18 protein-coding genes and 1 pseudogene are annotated in these 24,084 nt (G+C 65.8%); 11 read left to right on the top strand and 8 right to left on the bottom strand.

Annotated features, from left to right (window positions below):
• The 6 genes from narH (at window position 1) to MSM1_RS07590 (ending at window position 7,045) form a co-directional block, all read left to right on the top strand.
• The gene (gene narH / locus MSM1_RS07615; RefSeq protein ID WP_236054791.1) at window positions 1-1,596 is read left to right on the top strand and encodes a nitrate reductase subunit beta; all 1,596 of its coding nucleotides are present in this window, start codon (window positions 1-3) and stop codon (window positions 1,594-1,596) included.
• A 9-nt stretch (window positions 1,597-1,605) separates the two neighbouring features.
• Window positions 1,606-2,304: a nitrate reductase molybdenum cofactor assembly chaperone gene (gene narJ, locus MSM1_RS07610; protein WP_374101665.1), complete on the top strand. Its 699-nt coding sequence runs from the start codon at window positions 1,606-1,608 to the stop codon at window positions 2,302-2,304.
• Window positions 2,301-3,044: a respiratory nitrate reductase subunit gamma gene (gene narI, locus MSM1_RS07605; protein ID WP_213440902.1), complete on the top strand. Its 744-nt coding sequence runs from the start codon at window positions 2,301-2,303 to the stop codon at window positions 3,042-3,044. Before narJ ends, narI begins: the two co-directional genes overlap by 4 nt.
• A gap of 383 nt (window positions 3,045-3,427) precedes the next feature.
• A complete protein-coding gene (locus MSM1_RS07600) occupies window positions 3,428-4,585 on the top strand; it encodes a uroporphyrinogen-III synthase (RefSeq protein WP_213440901.1) in 1,158 nt (385 codons plus the stop codon).
• Window positions 4,586-4,759: 174 nt separating this feature from the next.
• Complete coding sequence (locus tag MSM1_RS07595) at window positions 4,760-6,181, top strand: nitrate/nitrite transporter (RefSeq protein ID WP_374101664.1); 1,422 nt, start codon at window positions 4,760-4,762, stop codon at window positions 6,179-6,181.
• Between the two features lie 156 nt (window positions 6,182-6,337).
• Complete coding sequence (locus tag MSM1_RS07590) at window positions 6,338-7,045, top strand: sirohydrochlorin chelatase (protein WP_213440900.1); 708 nt, start codon at window positions 6,338-6,340, stop codon at window positions 7,043-7,045.
• On the opposite strand, the gene MSM1_RS07585 is transcribed toward MSM1_RS07590, so the two are convergent.
• Together MSM1_RS07585 and MSM1_RS07580 are read right to left on the bottom strand one after the other, a co-directional pair.
• On the bottom strand, window positions 7,025-8,641 hold the full coding sequence (locus tag MSM1_RS07585; RefSeq protein ID WP_213440899.1) for an IS200/IS605 family accessory protein TnpB-related protein: 1,617 nt from the start codon (window positions 8,639-8,641) through the stop codon (window positions 7,025-7,027). The two genes, MSM1_RS07590 and MSM1_RS07585, sit on opposite strands and share 21 nt — an antisense overlap.
• Window positions 8,642-8,686: 45 nt before the next feature.
• Window positions 8,687-9,310: pseudogene (locus tag MSM1_RS07580) on the bottom strand (IS607 family transposase).
• 181 nt (window positions 9,311-9,491) lie between these two features.
• Here MSM1_RS07580 and MSM1_RS07575 point away from each other — a divergent pair.
• Window positions 9,492-10,394: a PE-PPE domain-containing protein gene (locus tag MSM1_RS07575; RefSeq protein WP_236054790.1), complete on the top strand. Its 903-nt coding sequence runs from the start codon at window positions 9,492-9,494 to the stop codon at window positions 10,392-10,394.
• Between the two features lie 36 nt (window positions 10,395-10,430).
• Here MSM1_RS07575 and MSM1_RS07570 read toward each other — a convergent pair whose 3' ends face one another.
• The 6 genes from MSM1_RS07570 to nirB form a co-directional block, all read right to left on the bottom strand.
• Window positions 10,431-10,817, bottom strand: a complete 387-nt coding sequence (locus MSM1_RS07570) for a DUF732 domain-containing protein (RefSeq protein ID WP_213440898.1) — start codon at window positions 10,815-10,817, stop codon at window positions 10,431-10,433.
• Between the two features lie 419 nt (window positions 10,818-11,236).
• On the bottom strand, window positions 11,237-12,607 hold the full coding sequence (locus MSM1_RS07565) for a PPE family protein (protein WP_213440897.1): 1,371 nt from the start codon (window positions 12,605-12,607) through the stop codon (window positions 11,237-11,239).
• 12 nt (window positions 12,608-12,619) lie between these two features.
• Window positions 12,620-12,919 (bottom strand): PE family protein, encoded by a 300-nt coding sequence (locus MSM1_RS07560; RefSeq protein ID WP_213440895.1) that lies wholly within the window; start codon window positions 12,917-12,919, stop codon window positions 12,620-12,622.
• Window positions 12,920-13,122: 203 nt separating this feature from the next.
• Window positions 13,123-14,379, bottom strand: a complete 1,257-nt coding sequence (locus MSM1_RS22405) for a PPE family protein (RefSeq protein ID WP_213440894.1) — start codon at window positions 14,377-14,379, stop codon at window positions 13,123-13,125.
• Window positions 14,380-14,949: 570 nt separating this feature from the next.
• Entirely contained in the window at window positions 14,950-15,333 is a 384-nt protein-coding gene (gene nirD, locus MSM1_RS07550) for a nitrite reductase small subunit NirD (RefSeq protein WP_213440893.1), read from the bottom strand.
• Between the two features lie 32 nt (window positions 15,334-15,365).
• Window positions 15,366-17,957 carry a nitrite reductase large subunit NirB gene (gene nirB, locus MSM1_RS07545; RefSeq protein WP_213440892.1) on the bottom strand — a complete coding sequence of 864 codons (2,592 nt, stop codon included), beginning with the start codon at window positions 17,955-17,957 and terminating at the stop codon, window positions 15,366-15,368.
• 453 nt (window positions 17,958-18,410) lie between these two features.
• On the opposite strand from nirB, the gene MSM1_RS07540 reads away from it, so the two are divergent.
• From MSM1_RS07540 to MSM1_RS07525, 4 genes are all read left to right on the top strand, one after another.
• Window positions 18,411-19,232, top strand: coding sequence for a hypothetical protein (locus tag MSM1_RS07540; protein ID WP_213440891.1), 822 nt, complete (start codon window positions 18,411-18,413; stop codon window positions 19,230-19,232).
• Window positions 19,233-19,274: 42 nt separating this feature from the next.
• A complete protein-coding gene (locus MSM1_RS07535) occupies window positions 19,275-21,206 on the top strand; it encodes a fumarate reductase/succinate dehydrogenase flavoprotein subunit (RefSeq protein ID WP_213440890.1) in 1,932 nt (643 codons plus the stop codon).
• On the top strand, window positions 21,207-21,953 hold the full coding sequence (locus MSM1_RS07530) for a succinate dehydrogenase/fumarate reductase iron-sulfur subunit (RefSeq protein ID WP_213440889.1): 747 nt from the start codon (window positions 21,207-21,209) through the stop codon (window positions 21,951-21,953).
• 275 nt (window positions 21,954-22,228) lie between these two features.
• Window positions 22,229-24,064, top strand: coding sequence for an acyl-CoA dehydrogenase (locus MSM1_RS07525; protein WP_213440888.1), 1,836 nt, complete (start codon window positions 22,229-22,231; stop codon window positions 24,062-24,064).
• Window positions 24,065-24,084: the final 20 nt, after the last annotated feature.

The following is a 24,084-nucleotide window of genomic DNA, read 5'->3' as shown; positions in this document are numbered from 1 at the left end:
ATGAAAGTCATGGCGCAGCTCGCGATGGTGATGAACCTTGACAAATGCATCGGATGCCACACCTGTAGCGTCACGTGCAAGCAGGCCTGGACCAACCGCGCCGGTGTGGAATACGCGTGGTTCAACAACGTGGAAACCCGTCCCGGGCAAGGATATCCGCGTCAATACCAAGATCAGGAGAAGTGGCGGGGCGGCTGGACGCTGAGCAAGCGCGGCAAGCTCACGCTGAAGTCGGGATCCCGCGGGAAGCGCTTGCTCAACATCTTCGCCAACCCCGACCTGCCCACGGTGACCGACTACTACGAGCCGTGGACCTATGACTACGACAACCTGCTGTCTGCGCCGGCGATGGACACCACGCCGGTGGCCCGTCCCAAGTCCCTCATTACCGGTGAAGACACCACGGTGAGCTGGGGCGCAAACTGGGATGACGACCTCGGCGGGGGGCCTGACCAGGTTGGCCGCGACCCGCTGCTGGCCAAGGTGTCCGAGAAAGTGAAGCTCGCATTCGAGCGGACCTTCATGTTCTACCTGCCGCGCATCTGCGAGCACTGCCTCAACCCCGCATGCGTGGCGTCATGCCCGTCCGGCGCAATCTACAAGCGCAGCGAGGACGGCATCGTGCTGGTCGATCAGGACCGCTGCCGCGGGTGGCGGCAATGCGTCACGGGCTGCCCGTACAAGAAGATCTACTTCAACCACCAGACCGGCAAGGCCGAGAAGTGCACGTTCTGTTACCCGCGTGTCGAGGTGGGCATCCCGACCGTGTGTTCGGAAACCTGTGTCGGCCGGTTGCGCTACATCGGGGTGCTGTTATACGACGCCGATGCGGTGGCGGCCGCGGCGTCGGTGCGCGACGAGAGGGACCTGTACCCGGCCCAGCTGGGCGTGTTGTTGAATCCACACAACCCTCGGGTGGTCGCGGAGGCGCAGCGCGCCGGGATCTCGGGCGAATGGATCCAGGCCGCGCGGAATTCGCCGGTATACCGGCTCATCGTCGACTACCAGCTGGCGCTCCCCTTGCACCCGGAGTACCGCACCATGCCGATGGTCTGGTACATCCCGCCGCTGTCCCCGGTCGTCGACATTCTCGCCGAAACCGGCCACGACGGGGAGAACACCAATAACCTCTTCGGTGCCATCGACGCGCTGCGTGTTCCCCTCGAGTATCTGGCGGAGCTGTTCACCGCCGGTGACGTCGGACCGGTTCGCGCTGCGCTGCAACGGCTCGCGGCGATGCGCTGCTATATGCGCGCCGCGAATCTAGGAGAGGATTTCGACGGCGCGATCCCGGCCTCGGTTGGGCTCAGCGGCGAGCAAATCGAGTCGATGTACCGGCTGCTGGCGATCGCCAAGTACGCCGACCGCTACGTGATCCCTAACGGCGCCGGATCGGCCGCGCACCGCCTCGACGCGCTGGGCAGCGGATGCAGCCTCGACGGTGACGGCAAGCCGGGGATGACGGCGTTTGACGCCATGGCCGACACATTCCACCTCGCCGCAACCAATGGGGCTGCCGCAGAAGGCAAACCCTCAGGGATCAACCTGCTCACCTGGGACGGCAAGAGCACCGAGGGCCTGGTGCCGGCGAAATGAGCTGGCTAAATGAGCGGGCTAAATGAGCGGGCAATGAAGAGGCCGGCGCTGACCCGCCGGGCGGCCGGCGACGGCGCCCGGCTGTCCGGGCGGCAGCAACGACTGGTGTGGCGTATCGCCGCGCTGCTGCTGGACTACCCCGGCGCGCAGACGCTCCAGTTGCTCGATCAACTCAGGGCTGCGGCAATGGAGCTACCCACATCGGTGGGCGAGCCGCTACTCGAGTTCCTGGCGGAATTCGGCGATGTGGATCCGCTGCGGCTCGCCGCCCGCTACGTCGAGACGTTCGACATGCGCCGCCGCGCGAGCCTGCACCTGACGTACTACGCCTACGGGGACACCCGCAAGCGCGGCGTCGCACTGCTGCGGTTCAAGCACTCCTACCGCCAGGCCGGGACACCGCCCGGCGAGGATGAACTGCCCGACTACCTGCCGCTGGTTCTCGAGTTCGCCGCTACCATCGACCCCGTTCAGGGGATGCGGTTACTCGCCGAGCATGTCGCGGTTCTCGAGTTGTTGCGACTATCCCTGCTGGACAGCGGCTCTCCCTACGCCGCTGTGGTGGCCGCGGTCGTGGCGACGCTGCCGCCGATTAGCGCCGCCGACCGCCGCCGCATCGCCCAGCTGGCCGCCCAGGGCCCGCCGGACGAGGACGTCGGGCTGGACGCGTTCACGATGGGTCCGCCCACGGTGGAAGGCCGACGGTGACCGGAGCCCTGTGGATGATCGCGCCGTATGTCGCGCTCACATCGTTTGTGCTAGGCCATATCTGGCGCTACCACACCGATCAGTTCGGCTGGACCACGCGATCTTCCCAAATCTATGAGAGCCGGCTGCTGCGGTTGGGCAGCCCAATGTTCCACTTCGGCCTGCTCGGCGTGTTCGGCGGCCATGTCGTCGGCCTGCTCATTCCGCAATCCTGGACGTCGGCGGCCGGAATCGGGGAACCGGTTTACCACTTGATGGCCGTTGCGCTGGGCTCGCTCGCGGGATTTGCGGTGGTGGCCGGGCTGGGAATCCTGCTGTACCGGCGTATCACGGTGCCTGCGGTGCGCCGGGCGACCACCCGCAGCGACAAGGCGATGTACCTGCTGCTGGTGGGCGCGCTGCTGACCGGGATGCTCAACACGCTGACCAACGTGTTCGCCACCTACAACTACCGCGAGACCGTCTCGCCGTGGTTCCGGAGCCTGTTTTCGCCGCACCCCGCGCCGGAGCTGATGACGCATGCGCCGTGGACGTTTCAAGCGCATGCCCTGATCGTTCTGGCACTGCTGGGTATTTGGCCATATACCCGCCTGGTGCATATGTTCAGCGCACCGGCCGGATACCTGCTGCGGCCATACCTGATTTATCGCAGCCACGATCCGCGGAAGACACCTAGGGATCGCTATGCGAAAGCCTGGGCCGTGCCCCAAGCTCCGCCTGCGCGCAGTCGCTGGCTTTGATGTCCGGTTGGCGCCGCCGAGTGCCGCGCGGCTGCATCCCGGCCGCACCGCCCCGGCGGCCGGCGTGGCCGCAGGTGGTCGGCTTGGCCGTGACGTTCGGCGATGGCGGCGTGCAGCGGGTGCCGACGGGCCGGGTCCGCCCGGGCGCGGTGACAAGCCGGAAAGATCGGCTTAACGTCCGGGCAACACGGCGGGGGTTCACTTATCACCACTGGGAGGAGCAACCCGTGTTTGTGCTTACCGGCCGGCCGCGTGGGGCCACGCGGGTCTGCCGTGCCGACGGCATGCGGCCTGTGTTGTCGCAGCGTGCACCGGGGGTCGCCGGGTCGCTGCCCGGAGCCGCTCACGCCGCCTTTGTTGACGCTCTGACGGGGTGGTGATCGATGGAATCGTTCAAATCGCCCGCAACCGGGCCACTGGCGGGATTCACCATCGGGGTGACGGCGGCGCGACGGTCGGAAGAACTCATCACGCTGCTGGAGCGCCGGGGCGCCACCGTCGTGCACGCCCCGGCGATCCGGATCATCCCACTGGTCGACGACGTCGAATTGCAGCGTGTCACAGCGCTGCTCATCCAGGAGCCCCCCGACGTGGTCGTGGTGACCACCGGCATCGGCTTCCGTGGCTGGATCGAGGCCGCGCACGGCTGGGACGTTGCCGATGATCTGATCGCCGCGCTCGCGTCGACGCGCATCCTCGCGCGGGGTCCCAAGGCGCGCGGGGCGGTCCGCCAGGCCGGGCTCTGCGAGGAGTGGAGTCCGGAGTCTGAGGCCTCGCGGGAGGTGCTCGACCGGCTGCTGGCCGACGGCGCGGCCGGAATGCGCGTCGCGGTCCAACTGCACGGCGCGGCCTCGGAGTGGGAACCCAACGCTGACATTTGCGAAGCCCTGAGCTTCGCGGGAGCCCGCGTCATCAAGGTGCCCGTCTACCGCTGGACGCAACCCGAGGACACCCGGCCGATGGATCAGCTGATCACGATGATTGTCCCCGGCGATATCGATGCGGTGAGCTTCACCAGTGCCCCGGCCGTCGCGTCAATGCTGCAGCGGGCCAAGGCGCTTGGCTGTATGGCTGAGCTGATCGCGGCGATGCGCGAGTCCGTGGCGGCCATCTGCGTGGGCCCGGTCACGTCCTCGCCGCTCAGCCGGCTGGGCATTCCGAGCGTACACCCCGAGCGCTACCGGCTGGGCGCGCTCGCCCGCTTGATTGCTGACGAGGTCCCGCGCCGCGCGCGCTATTTCACCGCGGGCGGACATCACATCAGCGTGCGCAGAACAACCGTGGCGGTCGACGGCGACATCCGGGCGGTGCCGCCGGCCGGGATGGCGGTGCTCCGGCGGTTGATGGTGAAGCCCGGCTGGGTGGTCTCCCGGGAGGAGCTTCTCGCGCAGCTGCCCGGGGGCGGCGCTGATACGCATGCGGTGGAGACCGCGATGACCAGGCTGCGGGCGGCGCTGGGCACGCCGCGTGTGGTCCAAACCGTTGTCAAGCGCGGCTACCGGCTGGCGATCGACCCGGCGGAATGCCATCCACACGGTTGACGTCCTGGCGCGGGCCGACAGCTCTGGGCTGGCCGCGCCCGGGAGCGGGATGAGCCCAATCACGGTGGCCGAGCCGGAATCTCACCCACCCCCTTGGTGGCGGTGAGCGCGATTTCACACCCGGGTCATCCTCGGCTGCCGCTTGGGGTAACAACAGGCCGCTAGCGTGAGCGCGTGTCAATCGCCAGACTCACCGCTCGCACGCATCGCATCTCGAACTGGGATCCCGAGGACATCCAGGCCTGGGAGTCCGGTAACAAGGACATCGCCCGGCGCAACCTGGCCTGGTCGGTCATCGCCGAGCATGTCGGCTTTTCGATCTGGTCGATCTGGTCGGTGATGGTGCTTTTCATGCCCCAAGCGGTGTACGGGTTCTCCGCCGCCGACAAGTTCCTGCTGGGCGCTACCGCGTCGCTGGTCGGGGCCGTCCTGCGCATTCCGTACACGGTGGCCACCGCAACGTTCGGTGGCCGTAACTGGACCATGTTCTCGGCGTTCGTGCTGCTGATCCCCACGGTTGGCACGCTGTGGCTGCTGGCGCACCCCGGCCTGCCGCTGTGGCCGTATCTGGTGTGCGCGGCGCTGGCCGGGCTCGGTGGCGGGAATTTCGCGTCGTCGATGACGAACATCAACGCGTTCTATCCGCAGCGGCTCAAGGGCTGGGCGCTGGGGCTCAACGCCGGCGGCGGCAACATCGGCGTCGCGGTGGTCCAGGTCGTCGCTCTGCTGCTGATCGCCGTCGCGGGAAACCGGGCGCCCTACTGGGTCTGCGCGATCTATCTGGTGTTGCTGGTCATTGCCGGCCTCGGGGCTGCGGTGTTCATGGACAACCTCGAGCAGCACAAGATCGACCTCAGCGCCATGAGGTCGATGCTCTCGGTGAGCGACACCTGGGTGATCTCGCTACTGTACATCGGCACCTTCGGCTCATTCATCGGGTTCTCGTTCGCGTTCGGCCAGGTGCTGCAGATCACCTTTGTCGCCGGCGGGCAGGCCACCACCCAGGCGGCGCTGCACGCCGCGCAGGTCGCGTTCCTAGGCCCGCTGCTCGGGTCGCTGACCCGGGTATACGGCGGAAAACTGGCCGACCGTGTTGGTGGCGGTCGCGTCACCCTGGCGGTGTTCGTCGGGATGATCCTGGCGGCCGGTGTGCTGGTGGGTGTCAGTGCGCACCATGACCACAGCCGGGGGGATACCACCGCGGCCACCATGATCGGCTATGTCGTCGGCTTCGTCGCGCTGTTCGTCTTGTCCGGGATCGGCAATGGATCGGTGTACAAGATGATCCCCTCGATCTTCGAGGCGCGCAGCCGGTCGCTGGGTGTCAGCGAGGACGAGCGCCAGCACTGGTCTCGAGCCACGTCCGGGGCACTGATCGGGTTCGCCTCGGCCGTCGGCGCCCTCGGTGGCGTCGGCATCAACATGGCACTGCGGCAGTCCTATCTGATCAGCGGCTCGGCGACCGGTGCGTTCGGGGTTTTCATCTCGTTCTATGTCGCCGCCTCGGCGCTGACGTGGGGGAGGTATGCGCGTGGCCCGGTTCGGGGCGCCGCCACCCTGCCAATGCGCTTGGAACCAGCCCGGGCCGATGCGTAGCGACTCCTGGCGCTGTTCCAGACCGAGACCGCACCCGCCCGGGGTGTGTCTGCGTTGCACACTGGTCACGCTGGGCGACAACACCATTAGAAACATTAGAGGTGTCGTGATCAAGCGAGGTCATCATTTGGAAACCGACGAACCGCCCGAGGCCAGATGAATCTTTTGGTGGTGCACGGCACCCGCTGCGCGAGTGCGGTCGCCATGATCGGGCAGCTCGCCGAGCGGGTCGGCGCGCTGGTCAAGCACACCGTGCGGGTGGCGTTCGTCGACGTACTGGGTCCCACGCCCGCCGAGGTGCTCTCCTCGGCGGCGGCGACCACCCGGCCTGCCGTGGTGCTGCCGGCGTTCCTTTCTCGCGGCTATCATGTTCGCACCGATCTGCCCGCCCATATTGCGGCCAGCGGACACCCGGATGTCCTCGTCACCCCCGCATTGGGACCGAGCCCGCAAATGGTGCGAATTGTCGGCGAGCAGATAGTGAAATCAGGGTGTTGCCAGGGTGATTCGGTGATCCTCGCGGCCGCCGGCACCTCGGACCCAGTGGCGCACGCCGACCTGCGCATCACCGCGACACTGCTGTCGGTGGTTATCGGATCACGCGTGGGGTTGGCATTCGCCGCAGGTGAGCCGCGCGTGCACGAGGCGGTCGCCCGCGCCCGCCGTCAGGGCGCGCACCGCGTGGTGGTCGCCTCCTACCTGCTGGCTGAGGGCCTCTTCCAGGACTACCTGCGAACCTGCGGCGCCGACGTGGTCACCGACCCGGTGGGCACCAACCCCGGGTTGGTTCGGTTGGTTGCCACCCGATTCACCCGCGCACGCCGCTGCCGTCGTCAACCGTTCCTAAACACTGAGCGAAACTGAGTTTTGCTCAGTGGGCGGCCCCGAACGGTGTTGGGTCGCCTGACTTCCCGCGTTCTTCGCCCCGGTCGGACAAGCGGATCGTGTCCGTGGTCCCGGCCCGGGGTGGCGGGTTGTCTCACGCTCCCGGCCGCTAGATTCGGCCTGCGTGGTCCGATGCTTAGCCACATCACTCTGGTGTGGTTGAGGCGGTGCCACGCGTCGCTGGATCCGATGTCCGAGGGCGCGCCGTCCGATCGCCACGCTCGCGGCGTGGTGGCGGGTGGTCTGTGGATGGTGTGCGGCCAGTGGTTTGTGCCAGTGCTGGGCGCCCCACTTGCTGGTGTAGGCGGGGTCGACGGCGATCACGCTGATCCCTGCCCCGGTTGCCATGGCGAGTAGTCGAGCGCGCAGTTTGGTGGTTGGCATGCCCGAGATGACGTGGCGGAACCTGTGTTTGCGGCCGTGCTTTTCGCGAGTCTTGCTGTCGGTGAAGTCGAGGTCCTCGACCGCGATCGCCGTGATCGCGTTGTCGGTGACCCAATGCAGCAGCCGGGTCAGGGCGTGGCGGACTTGGGCGTCGCGGCGGTCGGCGGCGCCGCAGAGGTCATAGCCGAACGTGCGCGGGGAGCCGATCGGGTTGCCGTGCGGGTCGAGGCGCCAAGCGGCGAGGTGATCAGCGTTCATGTCCACCCCGACCAGTTCCCCGGCGCGCAGCGACTCCAGCGGGACCGCCTGTGCCGGCGTGCGCCGCCAGGCAGCGTCAAGATACCAGCGCTGCTTATCGGGGCAGAAGTGGATGCGGTAAGCCACCGCCCGGTCGACGGCCACCCGCTGGGCCCATTCGGCGCCGCGATGCGCAAACTCCACCCTGCCGCAGAAGACGTAGCGGCCGTGCGGGCCGTTCGCCAAGTGCGCCAACGCAGCCGGTAGGCGCAGCGACAGCTCACCCTCACCGGTGACGCGGATGGTTTCGTTGCCCCAGCGTTTACCCGACTCGCCATCAGCAGACAAAAACCAGCGGGCCGCTTCCCACTGATCTCGCCACCGCGCCTCGGTGAGCCCGGCCTGGGCCAGGTGGTGGCGTTTGCGCAACAGCTGTTTGCCGCCGCGCACCACGCTCACATGACCGGCTGCCCGGTCAGCCTCCACCCGCGCGAGCCGTGCTTGCAGGTCCGCCAGACGCCGTGATTTGGCGAACCACTCCTGGCGGCTGCGGTAGCCGCCCGGCATACCGTCGACGCCTTTTGATCCCAACTCCTGGGCGAGCCGGTGGCGGATCATCGCGATCCCGTCGCGCAGGGATTGGGCGTGCGCGTATTGCGCGCGCCGCGCCAGCCCCCACTGGTCGTGCGTGGCTTTGGTGATGGCGCCCGCCCAGCGCGCCGTCGACTCCACGGTCAGGCCGCGTTTGCGCTCGGCCCAGGCGTCCTTGCCGTGGCCCACACCGGCGCGCACCCGCGCCGCCAGATCAGCGCCGGCCAGCCCGCCCAAGTGGGCACCCACCTGACGCAGCACGTCTTCGTCGGCGGCGGTGAGTCCTTTCAGCCGGGTGCGTATGCACACACCCGTCGCCGGGTCGGCGACAAACGGTGCAGCGATCTGGCGCAGGATGGTCATGACGGCCGCCTTCGCGCAGACCTTGACCGCAACGCCCGCCGCAGCTCATCCATGACCGGCATCATCCACCCGGCCTCCGACAACAGCCTTGGGGCCGATGTCGCGCTGCGCGCAGCCCACCGCTTTTAACGCGCGGCTTCGAGCACTTCGGCGACCATAGAGTCGTGCGCAGAACCAAGTGAGCACATCCACCATGTCGCGCACCAGATCATCGGTCACCTCACCGTCGTCGAGCACCACCAGCCGCCGGGCGTGCGCGGCAAGCGCGGACTCGACCAGCTCGGTGTTCATCCGACCCAACCGATCCCGATGCTCCACCACCACCACGGTCACCTTCGGATCAGCCAACAACCGTCGCAGCTTGGCCCGCGACCCGTTCATCCCCGAGCCGACTTCGGCCTCCACCCGCACCACCTGGCCACCGGCCTGCGCGGCTCAGCCAGTCAGCCCAGCGACCTGCCGGTCCAAATCGGACCTCTGATCATGGGAGGACACCCGCGCATACAACCCGAACGCGGCGGTTCCCGACTCACCAGGCGCGTCCGGGGACACCAACACCGAGCGGGAATTCACCCGCACCGCCGGCACCGGCAACGTGCCCTCCCGAAACCAGCGGTACGCCGTCTGCGGATGCACACCCTGAGCACGCGCCCACTCCGTCAGGCTCACACCACCAGCACACTCACTAGAACGCTCATACGCTCACTATCACTCAGTATTCCGCCAACTGCTCCGCACCCCCACGACGGCAGCGGTGGATCCGGGGCGCCCTGAGCGCTCACCGTTGCGGCAATTGCATCGAGCTACCATTGAAAACATCAGCTGGTGCGCGACCGCATCAGGAGGGGTCATGGTCCAGGAACAGCCCATCCGGACCGAGAAATCCGCTGCCGACCCGATGCCGCGGCACGCGGTACTGACTTTTGCCGGCACGTTCGAGGCGCCCGGCACGGGTTTTCCCTCCGACGTGGTCAAACAAGCCAACCCCGATCTCGTCTACGAGGTGCCGGTGGTCGCGCCATACTCGTTCGGGCCGATCCCGCCGGACTCGCCGACGGCTCCCAGCTATGCCGAATCCGTTGAAATCGCCGTCACCTATGCCACCACCTGGATCACCGCCCACCCTCGGCAGACGTTCGCGATCGGCGGCTACAGTCAGGGCGCCGAGGCCGCCTCCAGGGTGCTGGCCTCCATCATGGGCGGCCCGCTGCAGTGGGCACGGCCGAACCTGATCGGCGGCTACACGTTCGGCAATCCGGCCCGCGGTCTGGGGCACACCTTCCCTGGCGGAACCGATCCGGGCGGGCGGGGCATTTCGTCGTTCAATCTCACCACCGCCCAGATTCCCAAAAACACCCGCGGTATTGACACCTGGTGGGATTTCGCCAATCCCGGGGACCTTTACACCACCACACCCGACGATCAAGCCGGGGCAGACCTTACCGCGGTTTATGACGAGGCTGTGCAATTGAGTATCCAGCGCAACCTGATCCTCAACCTGATAGCCGGGCTCACCGAACGGGGCGGGTTGCTGCAGCAAGCCATCGGTCTGGTAACCAATCCGCTCGCCGGGGGCCCTGCCCTGGCCGAGGCGATCACGCTCGCCGTGAGGTTCTACGACACCAGCCCACCCGGGCTGGCCCATCTGGACTACAACACCGTCGACGCCCTGCCGGGGCAGAGTTCCGTCGCGGTGGCGGTCAACCACTTGAACAGCATCGCGGCGGCCACGCCGACGCACAGCGCCGCCTGACGGCGCGCTTATACTCCCTGAGTGCGGCGTGGCTCGTTACGTGCGTTGCAGATGTTGGGGGCAGAACTCGTTCGCCGCGATCGCCGCGAACTTGGCCGCACCGTCTAACGAAAATGCGGGATTGGCCTTCTTCACGTCATCGATGACTTCGATGCCCGACACCCCGTTGTCCATCAGGCCGCATACCGCCTGGCCGGCCACGACGGCCTGGGACGGGTTGCGGTAGGTGATACCCGCATTATTAAGTGCGGCAAGGAAACCTGCGCCGATAACTGCGTCCGAGCCGGTCTCGATGGCGGTGTCGTTGAGACTTGTTCCGGTGATATCGGCGCCGGGCTCGGCGTGCACCGGCACGGCGAGCGCGGTCCCGGCTGCTAGCGCGACTCCGGCGGCTATTGTTGCCCACAGGTGCTGGACTCTCAAGGATTTTCCTTTCCGTCGCCGGTCGGTGAACTCCACCCTGACCGACCCCTTCGACTTCGGATGATCTGTCTAATTCTGCTCTGCGGAAACGTGATCCATACGCTCCCGGTCTCGCTCATAGGCGCGTCCCACGGTTGACGTTACCGACCACAGTGATGGATATCTATTGCGCACAGCAGATTTGCGCGCATGTTCACATGTTCTTAATTCTGTGACCAACGCGTGGCGTAGTTCGCACAGCTGCCCGGTTTCGGGCTTGCGATCGTGTGACATTGCGCTGCAACCTATCCGGTCCTGCTAATGCGTACCCGGGCAGCAAGTTCGGCGGACAGGGCGGTCCGCGGTTTCGCATCCTGGGCGTGTGCCTGCGTGCGGCTTGTTCTGGCTTGGATTAACCGATCGTGTTGTCGCTAACCAGGTTAGGGCTTCGAGGGTGTGGGTCTTGTCGGGTTATCGGAGGACAAGTGAACCGCATGGATCCCTGGTTTCCGCGACAGTTCGGCGAGCAGGCTCTGCAGCCCAGCCGAGTCGGTATGCCAGTGCTGCACCGCCTCATTGCCGGGTTGCTTCGACAGCTCCGTGACCAGACGCTCAAGTCCCACCGGTTTCGGGCTCCCCTTGAGCGCGGCGACACCGACGCGGGGAACGGTAGCGGCGACGGCGCCACCGGTCAAACTTGCCGCGCCTAATTGGCTAGCCAGGCTTGCCGGATCGCCCGCCAGGACCGTCGGGGCGGCGGTCAGACTAGTGCCCGGCAACGCCGTGGCTAGCATTCTGATCGCCGGGGTGGCCACCGCCCAGCTGGGCGGCACCGACAGCGTGCCCACTAAGCCCGCGCGGCCCGCACCCGCCGACACCGCCGACGCGGCCGCACCCAAACGCGCCGCCCCGAGCCCCCCGGCCTCACCCAGCCCGGCCCCGAGGTTGGGCAACAAATTGCCCAGGGCCCCGCCTAATCCCAGCGGGTGGAAGAACTTCTGGAACTCCACCATCCCCAGGAGGGTGCTGATCATGGCGTCGTTCGCCGGCAGGATGGCCCTCGCGCCGGAGCCGATCGCGAACAGGGACTGATAGGTCGATGACGCCGACGATGACCCGGTGAGGCTGTTCAGCAGTCCACCCATTGTCGAGTTCCACGACGTGCTGGCTGATGCCAGTTCTTGCAGCACCCGAGGGATTCCAGACAGCACCGACTGCGCGCCGCTGCCGCTCGAGGTGCCGACGGCCTGCGCCACCGCCGCGGCCTGGGTGACCGGCCCGGCCGCATTGGTGGTTGGCGGCGGTGAGCTGAACGGCGTCACTCGGGCGGCGGCGGCCGAGGAGCCGGCATAGCCGAACATCGCGGCCGCGTCCTGGGCCCACATCTCGGCGTACTGCGCCTCGGTGGCCGCGATAGCGGCGGTGTTCTGCCCGAAGATGTTGGTGCTCACCAGGAACGCCAGTTGGCTGCGGTTAGCCGCGATCATCGGTGGCGGCACCATCGCGGCAAACGCGGTCTCATAGGCAGCTGCCGCCGCTCTGGCCCGCAGCGCCGCCTCGTTGGCCTGCGCCGCCGTGGTCGACAGCCACGCCACATACGGTGCGGCCGCGGCCACCATGGACGTCGAGGATGGGCCGGTCCACGACCCGCTGGTCACATCCGAGATCACCGAGCCGCAGGCAGCCGCAGCGGAGCGCAATTCGCCGGCGAGCTCGTCCCAGGCCGCCGCGGCGGCCAGCATCGGACCGGATCCCGGACCGGAATACATCCGGCCGGAGTTGATCTCCGGTGGTATTACGCCGAAGTCCACCGTTGAGCCTGATTAACTCGTTGCGGCAGCGTTCGCGGCCTCGGTGGCCGCATAGGAACCGGCGCTCGTCGCCAAAGTGCCGACAAACAGCTCATGAATTGCCGCGCCCTGGGCGCTGACCGCCTGATATATCTGGGCGTGCGCGGCGAACTGCGCCGCGGTCAGCGCCGACACCTCATCGGCGGCCGCTGGAATCACCCCCGTCGTGGGGGCCGCCGCGGCCGTATTAGCAGCGGTTATTGCCGCGCCGATGCCGGCCAGGGTGTCCGCGGCGCTCGCCAGCGCTTCCGGCTGTATGGTGACATACGACATTGAGCTTCCTCCATCTTGTCTGATCTGATATTTTCCGGTGTTTGGGCATGAGCCCAAAGACCTTGAGCATCAACAACATCTCAAGCGATGGTCCGCGCACGGATGGCGGCACTTCGCGTCTGCATCACCCCGCTGCTCGTTGATCGTCATCAACCATGTTGTCCCAACGTGTAAAAAGTGCTTCCGGAGCGCTAAACCGACAGTCATTCCCCCGTTGGCGGTATCACGATGATGGTGGCTGCGGTGTGGGCGCCTGCGGCAGCGCTCCCGACGCCGCCGGTGGTGACGCTGCCGATGGACCGGGCGGCGTTGCCCCCGATAGTGCGCCCGGCCAGACTCGACAGCGCCATGTCCCGGAACAGGCCTCCCGCACCGTCCGGGCCGATCGCCGCGGCGACGCCCGGCCCCGCGCCGGGCAGCACCTCGGCAACCGGCCTGATCGCCGGCACCGCCGTCGCCCAGGTCTTCGGCACCGAGAGTCCACCGACCGTGCCCGCGTCACCCATGCCCACCGATACCGACGCCCCACCGATGTGCGCCGGGCTCAGGGCTGCCGTTCCCGCACCCGAGGGCGGCAACAACGACGCCGGCAGCAGCGACTTCATCGCCCCACCACCGAGTACGGTGGCAACACCCTCCGCGTTATGGGGAATCAGGACGTTCTGTATGCCGAAAAGGAAAGGCGCGCCGGCCACGTCGGTGAGCGCAAACGGTGAGTAGGGCCCGGTGAGGTTTGTCACCAGTGTGCCCACACTCGACAGGCTCGACTGTAGTCTCGGCATCGGCGACGTGGCTGCCGAGGCCGGCACCGCGAGGCTTTGCAGCGTGTGCGGCACCACCGAAACCAGCTGTGACAGCGTCGCCGACGTGTTGACACCGGCCGACATGCCGGCGGATTGGGCCACCGCGGCGGCCTGGTCCGCAAGCCCCCCAGGGGCGGTGACTTGCGGGGCGGCGGTGAACGGGCTCATCCGCGTGGCGGCGGCCGAGGAGCCGGCGTACCCATACATCGCGGCGGCGTCCTGGGCCCACATCTCGGCGTACTGGGCCTCGGTGGCCGCGATCGCCGGGGTGTTTTGACCCAGGACGTTGGTTGCGATCAGGGCCAGCAACTGGCTGCGGTTGGCTGCGATCAGCGGCGGGGGTACCGTCGCGGCAAACGCGGACTCATAGGCGGCCACCGCCGCCCGAGCCTGAGCGGCCGTCTGCTCGGCCCAGGCGGCCATGGCACTCAGCCACGTCCCATACGGAGCGGCGGCCGCCGCCATCGCCGCCGATGACGGACCCGTCCAGGACGCGCTGGTAAGATCGGAGATCTGCGAGCTGTACAACGCTGCGGCGCAGTGCAGTTCGGCCGCCAGCGCATCCCATGCTGCCGCGGCGGCCAGCATCGGCGCCGGCCCGGGGCCGGCGTACATGCGTCCGGAGTTGATCTCCGGCGGTAGCGCCCCGAAATCCATGCTTGCCCCCTCGTTGCCTAGCTGGCCGCGACCAGATCCCGGCTCGCGCCGCCACACGTCAGGCTGTTCAAAGCCATTCCGGGGGAGTGTCGTTGGAAGACGCTTCGGAGTCCGGATCGTGGAACGATTCCGCTTGTGGTAGGCAACAGACCCGTGCCCTTCGCTCTCAAATTGTCAGCACCGTCCTTCGGATCCACGAGACTTTCTTTGCCGCAGAAGACGTTCTGCGCTCTTATCCGCTTGAGTTGTCGTTCGTTGCCGGCGTGCCGTCACATCCGGCTACAGCGATCATGGTGCGCAGGGTGTGTTGGTGTTGCGTTCCGGCCCGGTAATCGCAAGGTAAAAAGGAGATATCACTGGCTTAGCCCCGCAGGTGAGAACGCACTTACAGTCACCGGCGCAGCGCGGCACCACGTGCCACTATCACCCAGCACCTTTCGAACGCCATCGGTGAATTCCAGAGGCTTCGCTGTCGCTAATCCGGCAGCCAGACAATGTCATTACAAGTCGGGTCCATAATCGGCCTAAGAACATCACACCGCGGGAGCGACGCTGGGAACTCCGTTTAAACTACGCGACGGGCGGGCGCCCCACGCAGACATAGCCTGCCGGTGTGACACGCACTGGGTACACCGGGACCGTCACCGTAGGGTCATCGAGGCAACGCCCGTCGGCGAAGGCGAAAGCCTGCTTGCCGATAGGTGATTGGACCATGACTTGTCCGCCCCGATCACCGACGATGCCACGGGATATCACCGCGGCACCGCTGAACGGGTCGATGTTCCCGAGCGCGTGTAGGGACCCGTCGTCAAGTCGGAACAGTGCCGCCTGCGAGCCGTCATCGAGCAGAACGCCGACGCCCCGGTTGGGGATCAGATGCTCGTACGCGCAGGCAACGATCCAGGTTTCGTCACCGTGCGTCAGCGGGCGGATGGCGTCGTCAGCGAGGGTCATGGGTCATGAGAACGTCGATTATGCTCCAGGACTCACGTTTGAACTCGTGGCATGCCGATGAGCACGGCATCAGCGCGGCCCGCGTCGCGCGGCGCCGGCTTCTTGCGCCCGTTGACCTCGGTGAAGACCACTGTGGGATCCGGGGTGCCGGGCGCGTTCACAAAGGACACGAATCGCGCCAGCTTCTGCGGATCATCCAGTACCCCTTTCCATTCGCACTGGTAGTTGGCCACATGACGGCGGATAGCCGCTTCAAATTCCTCGGCGAGGCCCAGTGAGTCGTGGCATACCACGTCGCGCAGATGATCCAGCCCACCCTCGAGGGATTCGATCCATGCCGCCGTGCGCTGCAGCCGGTCTGCGGTGCGGATGTAGAACATCAAAAACCGGTCGATGTAGCGGATCAGCGTCTCGTCGTCGAGGTCACTGGCCAGCAACTGCGCGTGCTTTGGGGAAAAGCCGCCGTTCCCACCGACATAGAGGTTCCAGCCACGCTCGGTGGCGATGACACCGATGTCCTTGGCACGCGCCTCGGCGCATTCACGCGCACACCCCGAGACACCCATCTTGATTTTGTGCGGTGCGCGCAGTCCCCGGTAGCGCAGCTCTAAGTCGATGGCCATCTGCACCGAATCCTGCTGGCCATAGCGGCACCAGTCGGTGCCGACGCAGCTTTTCACGGTGCGCACCGCCTTGCCGTAGGCGTGCCCGGACTCCATGCCGCCGTCGACGAGCCGCCTCCAGATCGCCGGCAGCTGGTCGACCCTGGCTCCGAACATGTCGATACGCTGTCCGCCGGTGATCTTGGTGTAGAGCCCGAATTCCTTAGCGACCTGACCGATCAAAATCAAATGGTCGGGCTCGATGCTGCCACCGGGAATCCGCGGCACCACCGAATAGCTGCCGTTGCGTTGAATGTTAGCGAGAAAGTGGTCGTTGGAGTCCTGTAGCGACGCTTGCTCACCGTCGAGAATATGGTCGGAGCCGGTAGACGCCAGGATGGATGCGACTGCGGGTTTGCAAATGTCGCAACCTTTCCCGTGACCAAAGCGTTCCAGCAGACCGGAGAAGCTGCGGATCCCGGTGGCCATGATGATTTCGAAGAGCTCCTGGCGTGATTGGCTGAAATGCTCGCACAGGGCCTTTGACTGCCGCACGCCCTCGGCTTCCAGCAGCTGCTTGAGCATGGGAACACATGACCCGCATGAGGTGCCCGCGCCGGTGCACGCCTTGAGGGCGGGTACGTCAGCGCAGCCGTCCGCGATGGCCGCGGTCAGCCGGCCCTTGGTGACGTTGTTACACGAGCAGATCTGGGCCGACGGTGGCAGCGCTCCCACACCCAAAGTCGCTGTGCCGTCGCGTGCCGGGGCGATCAAGGCCAGCGGGTCGCCGGGCAGCTCGCTGCCGACCATCGGCCGCAGCACCCCATAGTTGGAGGCGTCCCCAACCAGGATGCCGCCCAGCAGCGTCTTCGCGTCGTCGGACAACACCAGTTTGGCGTAGGTCCGGTTCACCGCGTCGTTGACCACCACCTCCAGGCAGTTCGGAGTAGCGCCCATGGCGTCACCGAAGCTGGCGACGTCAACGCCCAGCAGTTTGAGCTTGGTCGACAGGTCGGCCTCGGGAAACTCCGCCACACCGTCCAGCAGCCGGTCCGCCACCACCTCGGCGCTGGTGTAGCCCGGCCCCACCAGCCCATAGCAGCGGCCCTCGATCGCGGCCACTTCGCCGACCGCGTAAATGTCCGGATCGCTGGTTCGGCAGGATAAATCGGTCAGCACACCACCGCGCTCGGCAATGGCCAGACCCGCGGCGACCGCCAACTCGTCGCGTGGGCGTATGCCCGCGGCGAAGATCACCACGCCGGCGTCGACAACCTCCCCGTCGGACAGGCTCACCCGCGCCGACCGTGAGCCGTCAGCACGTGAGATAGCCTCGAGCGACTCCGTTTTCACACCCAGATGCACCGCAATGCCAAGGTCGGCGATCATCCGGGACAAAAGGGCGCCGCCGGCCTCGTCGACCTGCTGCGCCATCAGCCGCGGCATGATCTCCACGATGTGTGTCTGTAGCCCAAACTGGCGCAGCGCATTAGCGGCTTCCAATCCCAGCAGCCCCCCGCCGATCACCACGGCGGCGTTGGTGTGTCCGGCGTTCAGCGTGTGCTGCACGGTGGCCCGGATGGCGTCCAGGTCGTCGAGTGTGCGGTAGACGTGGCAGCCAGGCAGATCGTGGCCGGGGACCGGCGGCACGTATGCGCGCGAACCCGTGGCCAGGACCAGTTTGTCATACCGATACCGGTGGCCGGCTGCGGTTAGCACCGACTTGCCCGCCCGATCGATCTCGGTGACACGTGTGCTCAGCAGTAGCCGGACCCGATCATCGCCGTGGTAGTCGTTGCCCGGCAGCGCCAGTTGCCCGCGGTCCCAGGTCTCGGCATAGGAGGTCAGTCCCACCCGGTCATAGGCCGCGGTGCACTCTTCCGCCAACACCGTGATCCGGCAGATCCCGTCACGGTCACGGGCACGCAGCGCCTCGACTAGCCGATGGCCCACCATGCCATGCCCGACCACAACGATCGCGCGCTCGTTGCGGCCCTCGCGCCCGTCGACGACTTGAGCCATGACACCGAGGTTAGAAACGCGATGTTTCCGTGATGTCGCAGCATGTGACGCCGCTGTGACGGAGTCCTTACAGGGGGGCGGGCCTGGGTTGAGAGGTTCCCCTTGTACCCTCGGTGAAACATCAGCGGCGCCGATCCGTGCTGCTAGGGACGGTGGACCCGCACGATGCCGGCAGGATGACGACGCGGATGAGCACTTTTGTTGCGGCGCCCGGACCGTGGGTCGCGGGGCCGGGGGTCGCCGGCTTCGTCCCTTTTCGGGCCTCACGGCGCCGCCGAGTCGTGTCGGCGGCGTGAGCCAGGTCACTGTCCGGTCGACAGCCCGACGTTCTGGCGCGACGGTGGCAACGAGGGCATCGGCGGTCGCCCGAGGCGGGACACACCCCCGCGGTAGCAGAGGGTGGTGGGCTGGGTACGCTCCGACCAGGAAACGTGAAAAGGGAATCTACATCAGATGAGCGCACCCACGACCAACCGTCCAGCAACCGGCGTCTTCGCACCCCGCCGTGCCCAGATAGCGCAACCGACGCTACGCACCGACCGGTGGTGGCTCGCTCCGCTGATGACCGACCTTGGCCTGGCGGCCTTCCTGATCTACGGGTTCATTCGCGGGATGTGGGGAAGCGCCTACTGGGTCGCCGACTACCACTACCTGACGCCGTTTTACTCACCGTGCATCAGCGCGTCCTGTGAGCCGGGTGCCAGCCACCTTGGTGTGTGGCTGGGGCACTTCCCATGGTGGATTCCGTTGGGAATGCTGGTATTGCCGTTCCTGCTGGCCTTCAGGATCACCTGCTATTACTATCGCAAGGCCTACTATCGCTCGGTGTGGCAGTCGCCCACCAGCTGTGCGATTCCCGAGCCGCGCGCCCATTACACCGGCGAGACCCGTCTGCCGCTGATCATTCAGAACACCCATCGATACTTCTTTTACTTCGCCGTGATCGTCTCGGTGATCAACACCTACGACGCGATCGTCGCCTTCCATTCCCCGTCGGGTTTCGGATTTGGCTTAGGCAACATCATTATCGTCACTAACGTGGTTCTGCTCTGGATCTACACGTTGTCGTGCCACTCCTGCCGTCACGTCATGGGCGGGCGGCTCAAGCACTTTTCGAACCACCCTATCCGGTACTGGCTCTGGACGCAGGTCAGCCGGATCAACACGCGCCACATGACGTGGGCGTGGATCACGCTGGGCACCTTGGTGCTCACCGACTTCTACATCATGCTGGTGGCCAGCGGAACCATCCACGATTTGAGGTTTATTGGGTGACAAAGCAATTTATGATTTCGGCGAGGGTTGAGCGAGGGTTTCATGGTTGAGGTCGAACGGCACTCCTACGACGTCGTCGTGATCGGTGCCGGCGGCGCCGGATTACGCGCCGTGATCGAGGCGCGCGAACGCGGCCTGAGGGTCGCCGTGGTGTGTAAGTCGTTGTTTGGCAAGGCACACACGGTTATGGCCGAGGGGGGTGCCGCTGCCGCGATGGGTAATGTCAACCCTAAAGATAACTGGCAGGTGCACTTCCGCGACACGATGCGCGGCGGAAAATTTCTCAACAACTGGCGGATGGCCGAGCTGCACGCCAAGGAGGCACCCGACCGGGTCTGGGAGCTAGAAACCTACGGTGCCCTGTTCGACCGAACCAAGGATGGCCGGATCAGCCAGCGTAACTTCGGTGGGCACACCTACCCTCGGCTGGCCCACGTCGGCGACCGCACCGGCCTGGAACTCATCCGCACCATGCAGCAGAAGATCGTCGCACTGCAGCAAGAGGACTATAGCGAGCTCGGCGACTACGAGGCGCGAATCAAGGTGTTCGCCGAGTGCACGATCACCGAACTGATCAAAGACGGCGAGCAGGGTCGTATCGCCGGCGCCTTCGGATATTGGCGTGAGAGCGGGCGATTCATCCTCTTCGAGGCACCCGCTGTGGTGATGGCCACCGGTGGCATCGGCAAGTCGTTCAAGGTCACGTCGAATTCCTGGGAATACACCGGCGATGGCCACGCGCTGGCGCTGCGGGCCGGCGCGACGCTGATCAACATGGAGTTCGTCCAATTTCACCCAACCGGGATGGTCTGGCCGCCCAGCGTCAAGGGAATCCTGGTCACCGAAAGCGTGCGCGGTGACGGTGGCGTGTTAAAGAACGCCGAGGGCACACGCTTCATGTTCGATTACATCCCCCCGGTGTTCAAGGGCCAGTATGCCGAGACTGAAGAGGAAGCCGACGCGTGGCTATACGACAACGACAACAACCGGCGCACACCTGACTTGCTGCCCCGCGACGAGGTGGCACGCGCGATCACCGCGGAGGTCAAGGCCGGCCGCGGCAGCCCGCACGGCGGGGTATACCTCGACATCGCATCACGCCGGTCCGCCGAAGACATCCTTAAGCTGCTGCCCTCGATGTACCACCAGTTCAAGGAATTGGCCGGAGTCGACATCACCAAGGAGCCAATGGAAGTCGGGCCCACCTGTCACTACGTGATGGGCGGTATCGAGGTCGACCCGGATACCGCCGCTGCCAGGGTGCCGGGGTTGTTCGCGGCCGGCGAGTGCTCGGGAGGCATGCATGGCTCCAACCGGCTGGGAGGGAACTCGCTATCCGATCTGATAGTGTTCGGCCGGCGCGCGGGCTTGGGCGCCGCCGACTACGTCCGGGCCCTCTCGCAGCGACCGACGGTGCCCGCCGAGGCGGTCGACGCCGCCGCCAAGATGGCACTTGCGCCGTTTAATCCTCCGAAAGATATAGGGGCGGCTGAAAATCCGTACAAGTTGCACACCGATCTGCAGGACACCATGAACGATCTGGTGGGCATCATCCGCAGGGCTGACGAAATCACCCAGGCGCTATCACGGCTAGAGGAGTTGAAGGCGCGCTACGCCAACATCGTCGTCGAAGGCCACCGGCAATACAATCCCGGCTGGCATCTGGCCATTGATCTGCGTAACATGCTGCTGGTCAGCGAATGCGTGGCAAAGGCGGCGCTGGAACGCACCGAAAGTCGCGGTGGCCACACCCGTGATGACCATCCGTCGATGGATCCCAACTGGCGCAAGATCCTGCTGGTATGCCGTGCCGGTGACGATCACGCCGGGGACTCGGTGTTTCCCCCGGTGAACATCACCCGGGAAGAGCAGGTGCCTATGCGGCCCGACCTGCTGGAGCTCTTCGAGGTCGATGAGCTCGAGAAGTATTTCACCGACGAAGAGCTGGCCGCTCACCCAGGACGGAGAAGCTAGATGAGCTACAACGCCAGCATGCGGCTATGGCGCGGCGACCAGCGCGGGGGGACGCTGCAGGACTTCACCGTTGAGGTCAACGAGGGCGAGGTGGTGCTCGACGTTATCCACCGGCTGCAGGCCACCCAGATCCCGGATCTCGCGGTGCGGTGGAATTGCAAGGCGGGCAAATGTGGCTCCTGCTCGGCCGAGATCAACGGCAAGCCCAAGCTGATGTGCATGACCCGGATGTCGACGTTCGGGCGGGACGAAGTCGTGACGGTGACCCCGCTGCGGACCTTCCCGGTGATCCGTGACCTGGTGACCGACGTCTCGTTTAACTACGAGAAGGCCCGCGAGATCCCGTCGTTCACGCCACCGAAGGAGCTGCAGCCCGGCGAGTACCGGATGGCGCAGGTCGATGTGCAGCGCTCACAGGAATTCCGCAAGTGCATCGAATGCTTCCTGTGTCAGGACGTGTGCCATGTGATCCGCGATCACGAGGAGAACAAGAAGGCATTCGCCGGTCCCCGCTTCCTGATGCGGATCGCCGAGCTGGAAATGCATCCGCTGGATACCCTGGATCGGCGCACCCAGGCGCAGGAGGAGCACGGGCTGGGCTATTGCAACATCACCAAATGCTGCACCGAGGTCTGCCCGGAAAGCATCAAAATCACCGACAACGCGCTGATCCCGATGAAAGAGCGGGTCGCCGACCGCAAATATGATCCGCTGGTGTGGCTGGGCACCCACTTGTTCCGCCGCTGAGTCGCCCGAGCACCCGTCAGCTGCCCGGGCGGTGAACGGCGCGGCGCTGGCGAGCACACCCGAGGGCTAACAGCCGTTACGGGTGATCGGGGAGATCCCACCCCCCGGCTGCTGAGGCGTTACTTTAGGCATTACTTGCTCACCTTACTTCGGCAACGAAATTTAGCTCACATCGTGTTGCGGCGAAGTTACCGACGGGTATAAGTTAGCGGTATTACTGGTGGGTAACTTAGCTGTGCCCAACCGTGCGTGGCGTTCTCAGCGAGGAGGAGCAGGTGAGCCACTACAAGAGCAATGTCCGCGACCAGGAATTCAACCTGTTCGAGGTCTTCAACGTAGACAAGGCATTTGGTGAAGGCCCCTACAGCGACCTGGATGTGGGCACCGCCCGGGAGATGCTGGCTGAAATGAGCCGGCTCGCCGAGGGCCCGATCGCCGCGTCGTTCGCCGACGGCGACCGTAACCCGCCGATCTTCCACCCTGAGACGCACTCGGTGACCCTGCCGGAGTCGTTTAAGAAGTCGGTGCGCACGGTCCTCGATGCCGGTTGGGACAAGATCGGCATCGAAGAGGCCCTTGGGGGCACCCCGATGCCCAAGGTGCTGGTGTGGGCGCTGCACGAGCACATCCTGGGCGCCAACCCGGCGGTATGGATGTACGGTGGCGGCGCGGGTTTCGCCAACATCCTCTACCACCTCGGCACCGAGGAGCAGAAGAAATGGGCCGTGCTGGCCGCCGAGCGTGGCTGGGGCGCCACCATGGTGTTGACCGAGCCGGACGCCGGCTCCGATGTGGGGGCCGCCCGCACTAAGGCCGTCAGGCAAGAAGACGGTTCCTGGCATATCGAGGGGGTCAAGCGGTTCATCACCTCCGCCGACTCCGATGACCTGTTCGAAAACATCTTCCACCTGGTGCTGGCCCGCCCCGAGGGCGCCGGCCCCGGCACCAAGGGCCTGTCGCTGTTTTTTGTGCCGAAGTTCTTATTCGACCCCGAGACCGGTGAGCCCCGCGAGCGCAACGGGGTGTTCGTCACCAACGTCGAGCACAAGATGGGCCTCAAGGTCTCGGCGACCTGTGAGCTCGCGTTCGGCCAGCACGGCGTGCCGGCCAAGGGCTGGCTGGTCGGAGAGGTGCACAACGGCATCGCTCAGATGTTCGAGGTCATCGAGCAGGCACGGATGATGGTCGGCACCAAGGCGATCGCCACCCTCTCCACCGGCTACCTGAACGCCCTGGAGTACGCCAAGTCCCGGGTACAGGGTGCCGACATGACCCAGATGACCGACAAGGCCGCGCCGCGGGTCACCATCACACATCACCCCGATGTGCGTCGCAGCCTGATGACCCAGAAGGCGTACGCCGAGGGTCTGCGCGCGCTCTACCTCTACACGGCGACTTACCAGGACGCCGCCGTGGCCAAGGCGGTACACGGTGTGGACGCCGAGCTGGCGGTCAGGGTCAACGACTTGATGCTGCCGGTGGTCAAGGGTGTCGGCTCCGAACAGGCGTATGCCAAGCTCACGGAGAGCCTGCAAACCCTGGGCGGGTCGGGCTTTTTGCAGGACTACCCCATCGAGCAGTACATCCGCGACTCCAAGATCGACTCGCTTTACGAAGGCACCACAGCCATCCAGGCGCAGGACTTCTTTTTCCGCAAGATCATTCGCGACAAGGGCGTGGCGCTCGCCCATGTGGCGGGCCAAATCGAGGAGTTCATCAAGAACGAGTCCGGCAACGGGCGGTTGAAGGCTGAGCGCACGCTGCTGGCGGCCGCGCTGACCGATGTGCAAGCGATGGCAGCCGCGCTGACCGGGTATCTGATGGCCGCCCAGGAGGACGTGACCAGTGTCTACAAGGTGGGTCTGGGCTCGGTGCGCTTCCTGATGAGTGTCGGCGACCTGCTGATCGGCTGGTTGCTGCAGCGCCAGGCCGCGGTGGCGATCGAGGCCCTCGATGCCGGGGCCAGCGATGCCGACCGCGCATTCTACGAAGGCAAGATCGCGGTGGCCTCGTTCTTCGCAAAGAACTTCCTGCCGCTCTTGACCGCCACCCGGCAGGTGATCGAGACACTGGACAACGAGATCATGGAGCTCGATGAAGCGGCCTTCTAAAGCACCACGACCCGGCTCCG

The sequence above is a fragment of the Mycobacterium sp. SM1 genome, from assembly GCF_018361265.1.
Lineage (GTDB): Bacteria > Actinomycetota > Actinomycetes > Mycobacteriales > Mycobacteriaceae > Mycobacterium.
This window is presented reverse-complemented; position numbering and strand designations above follow the sequence as displayed.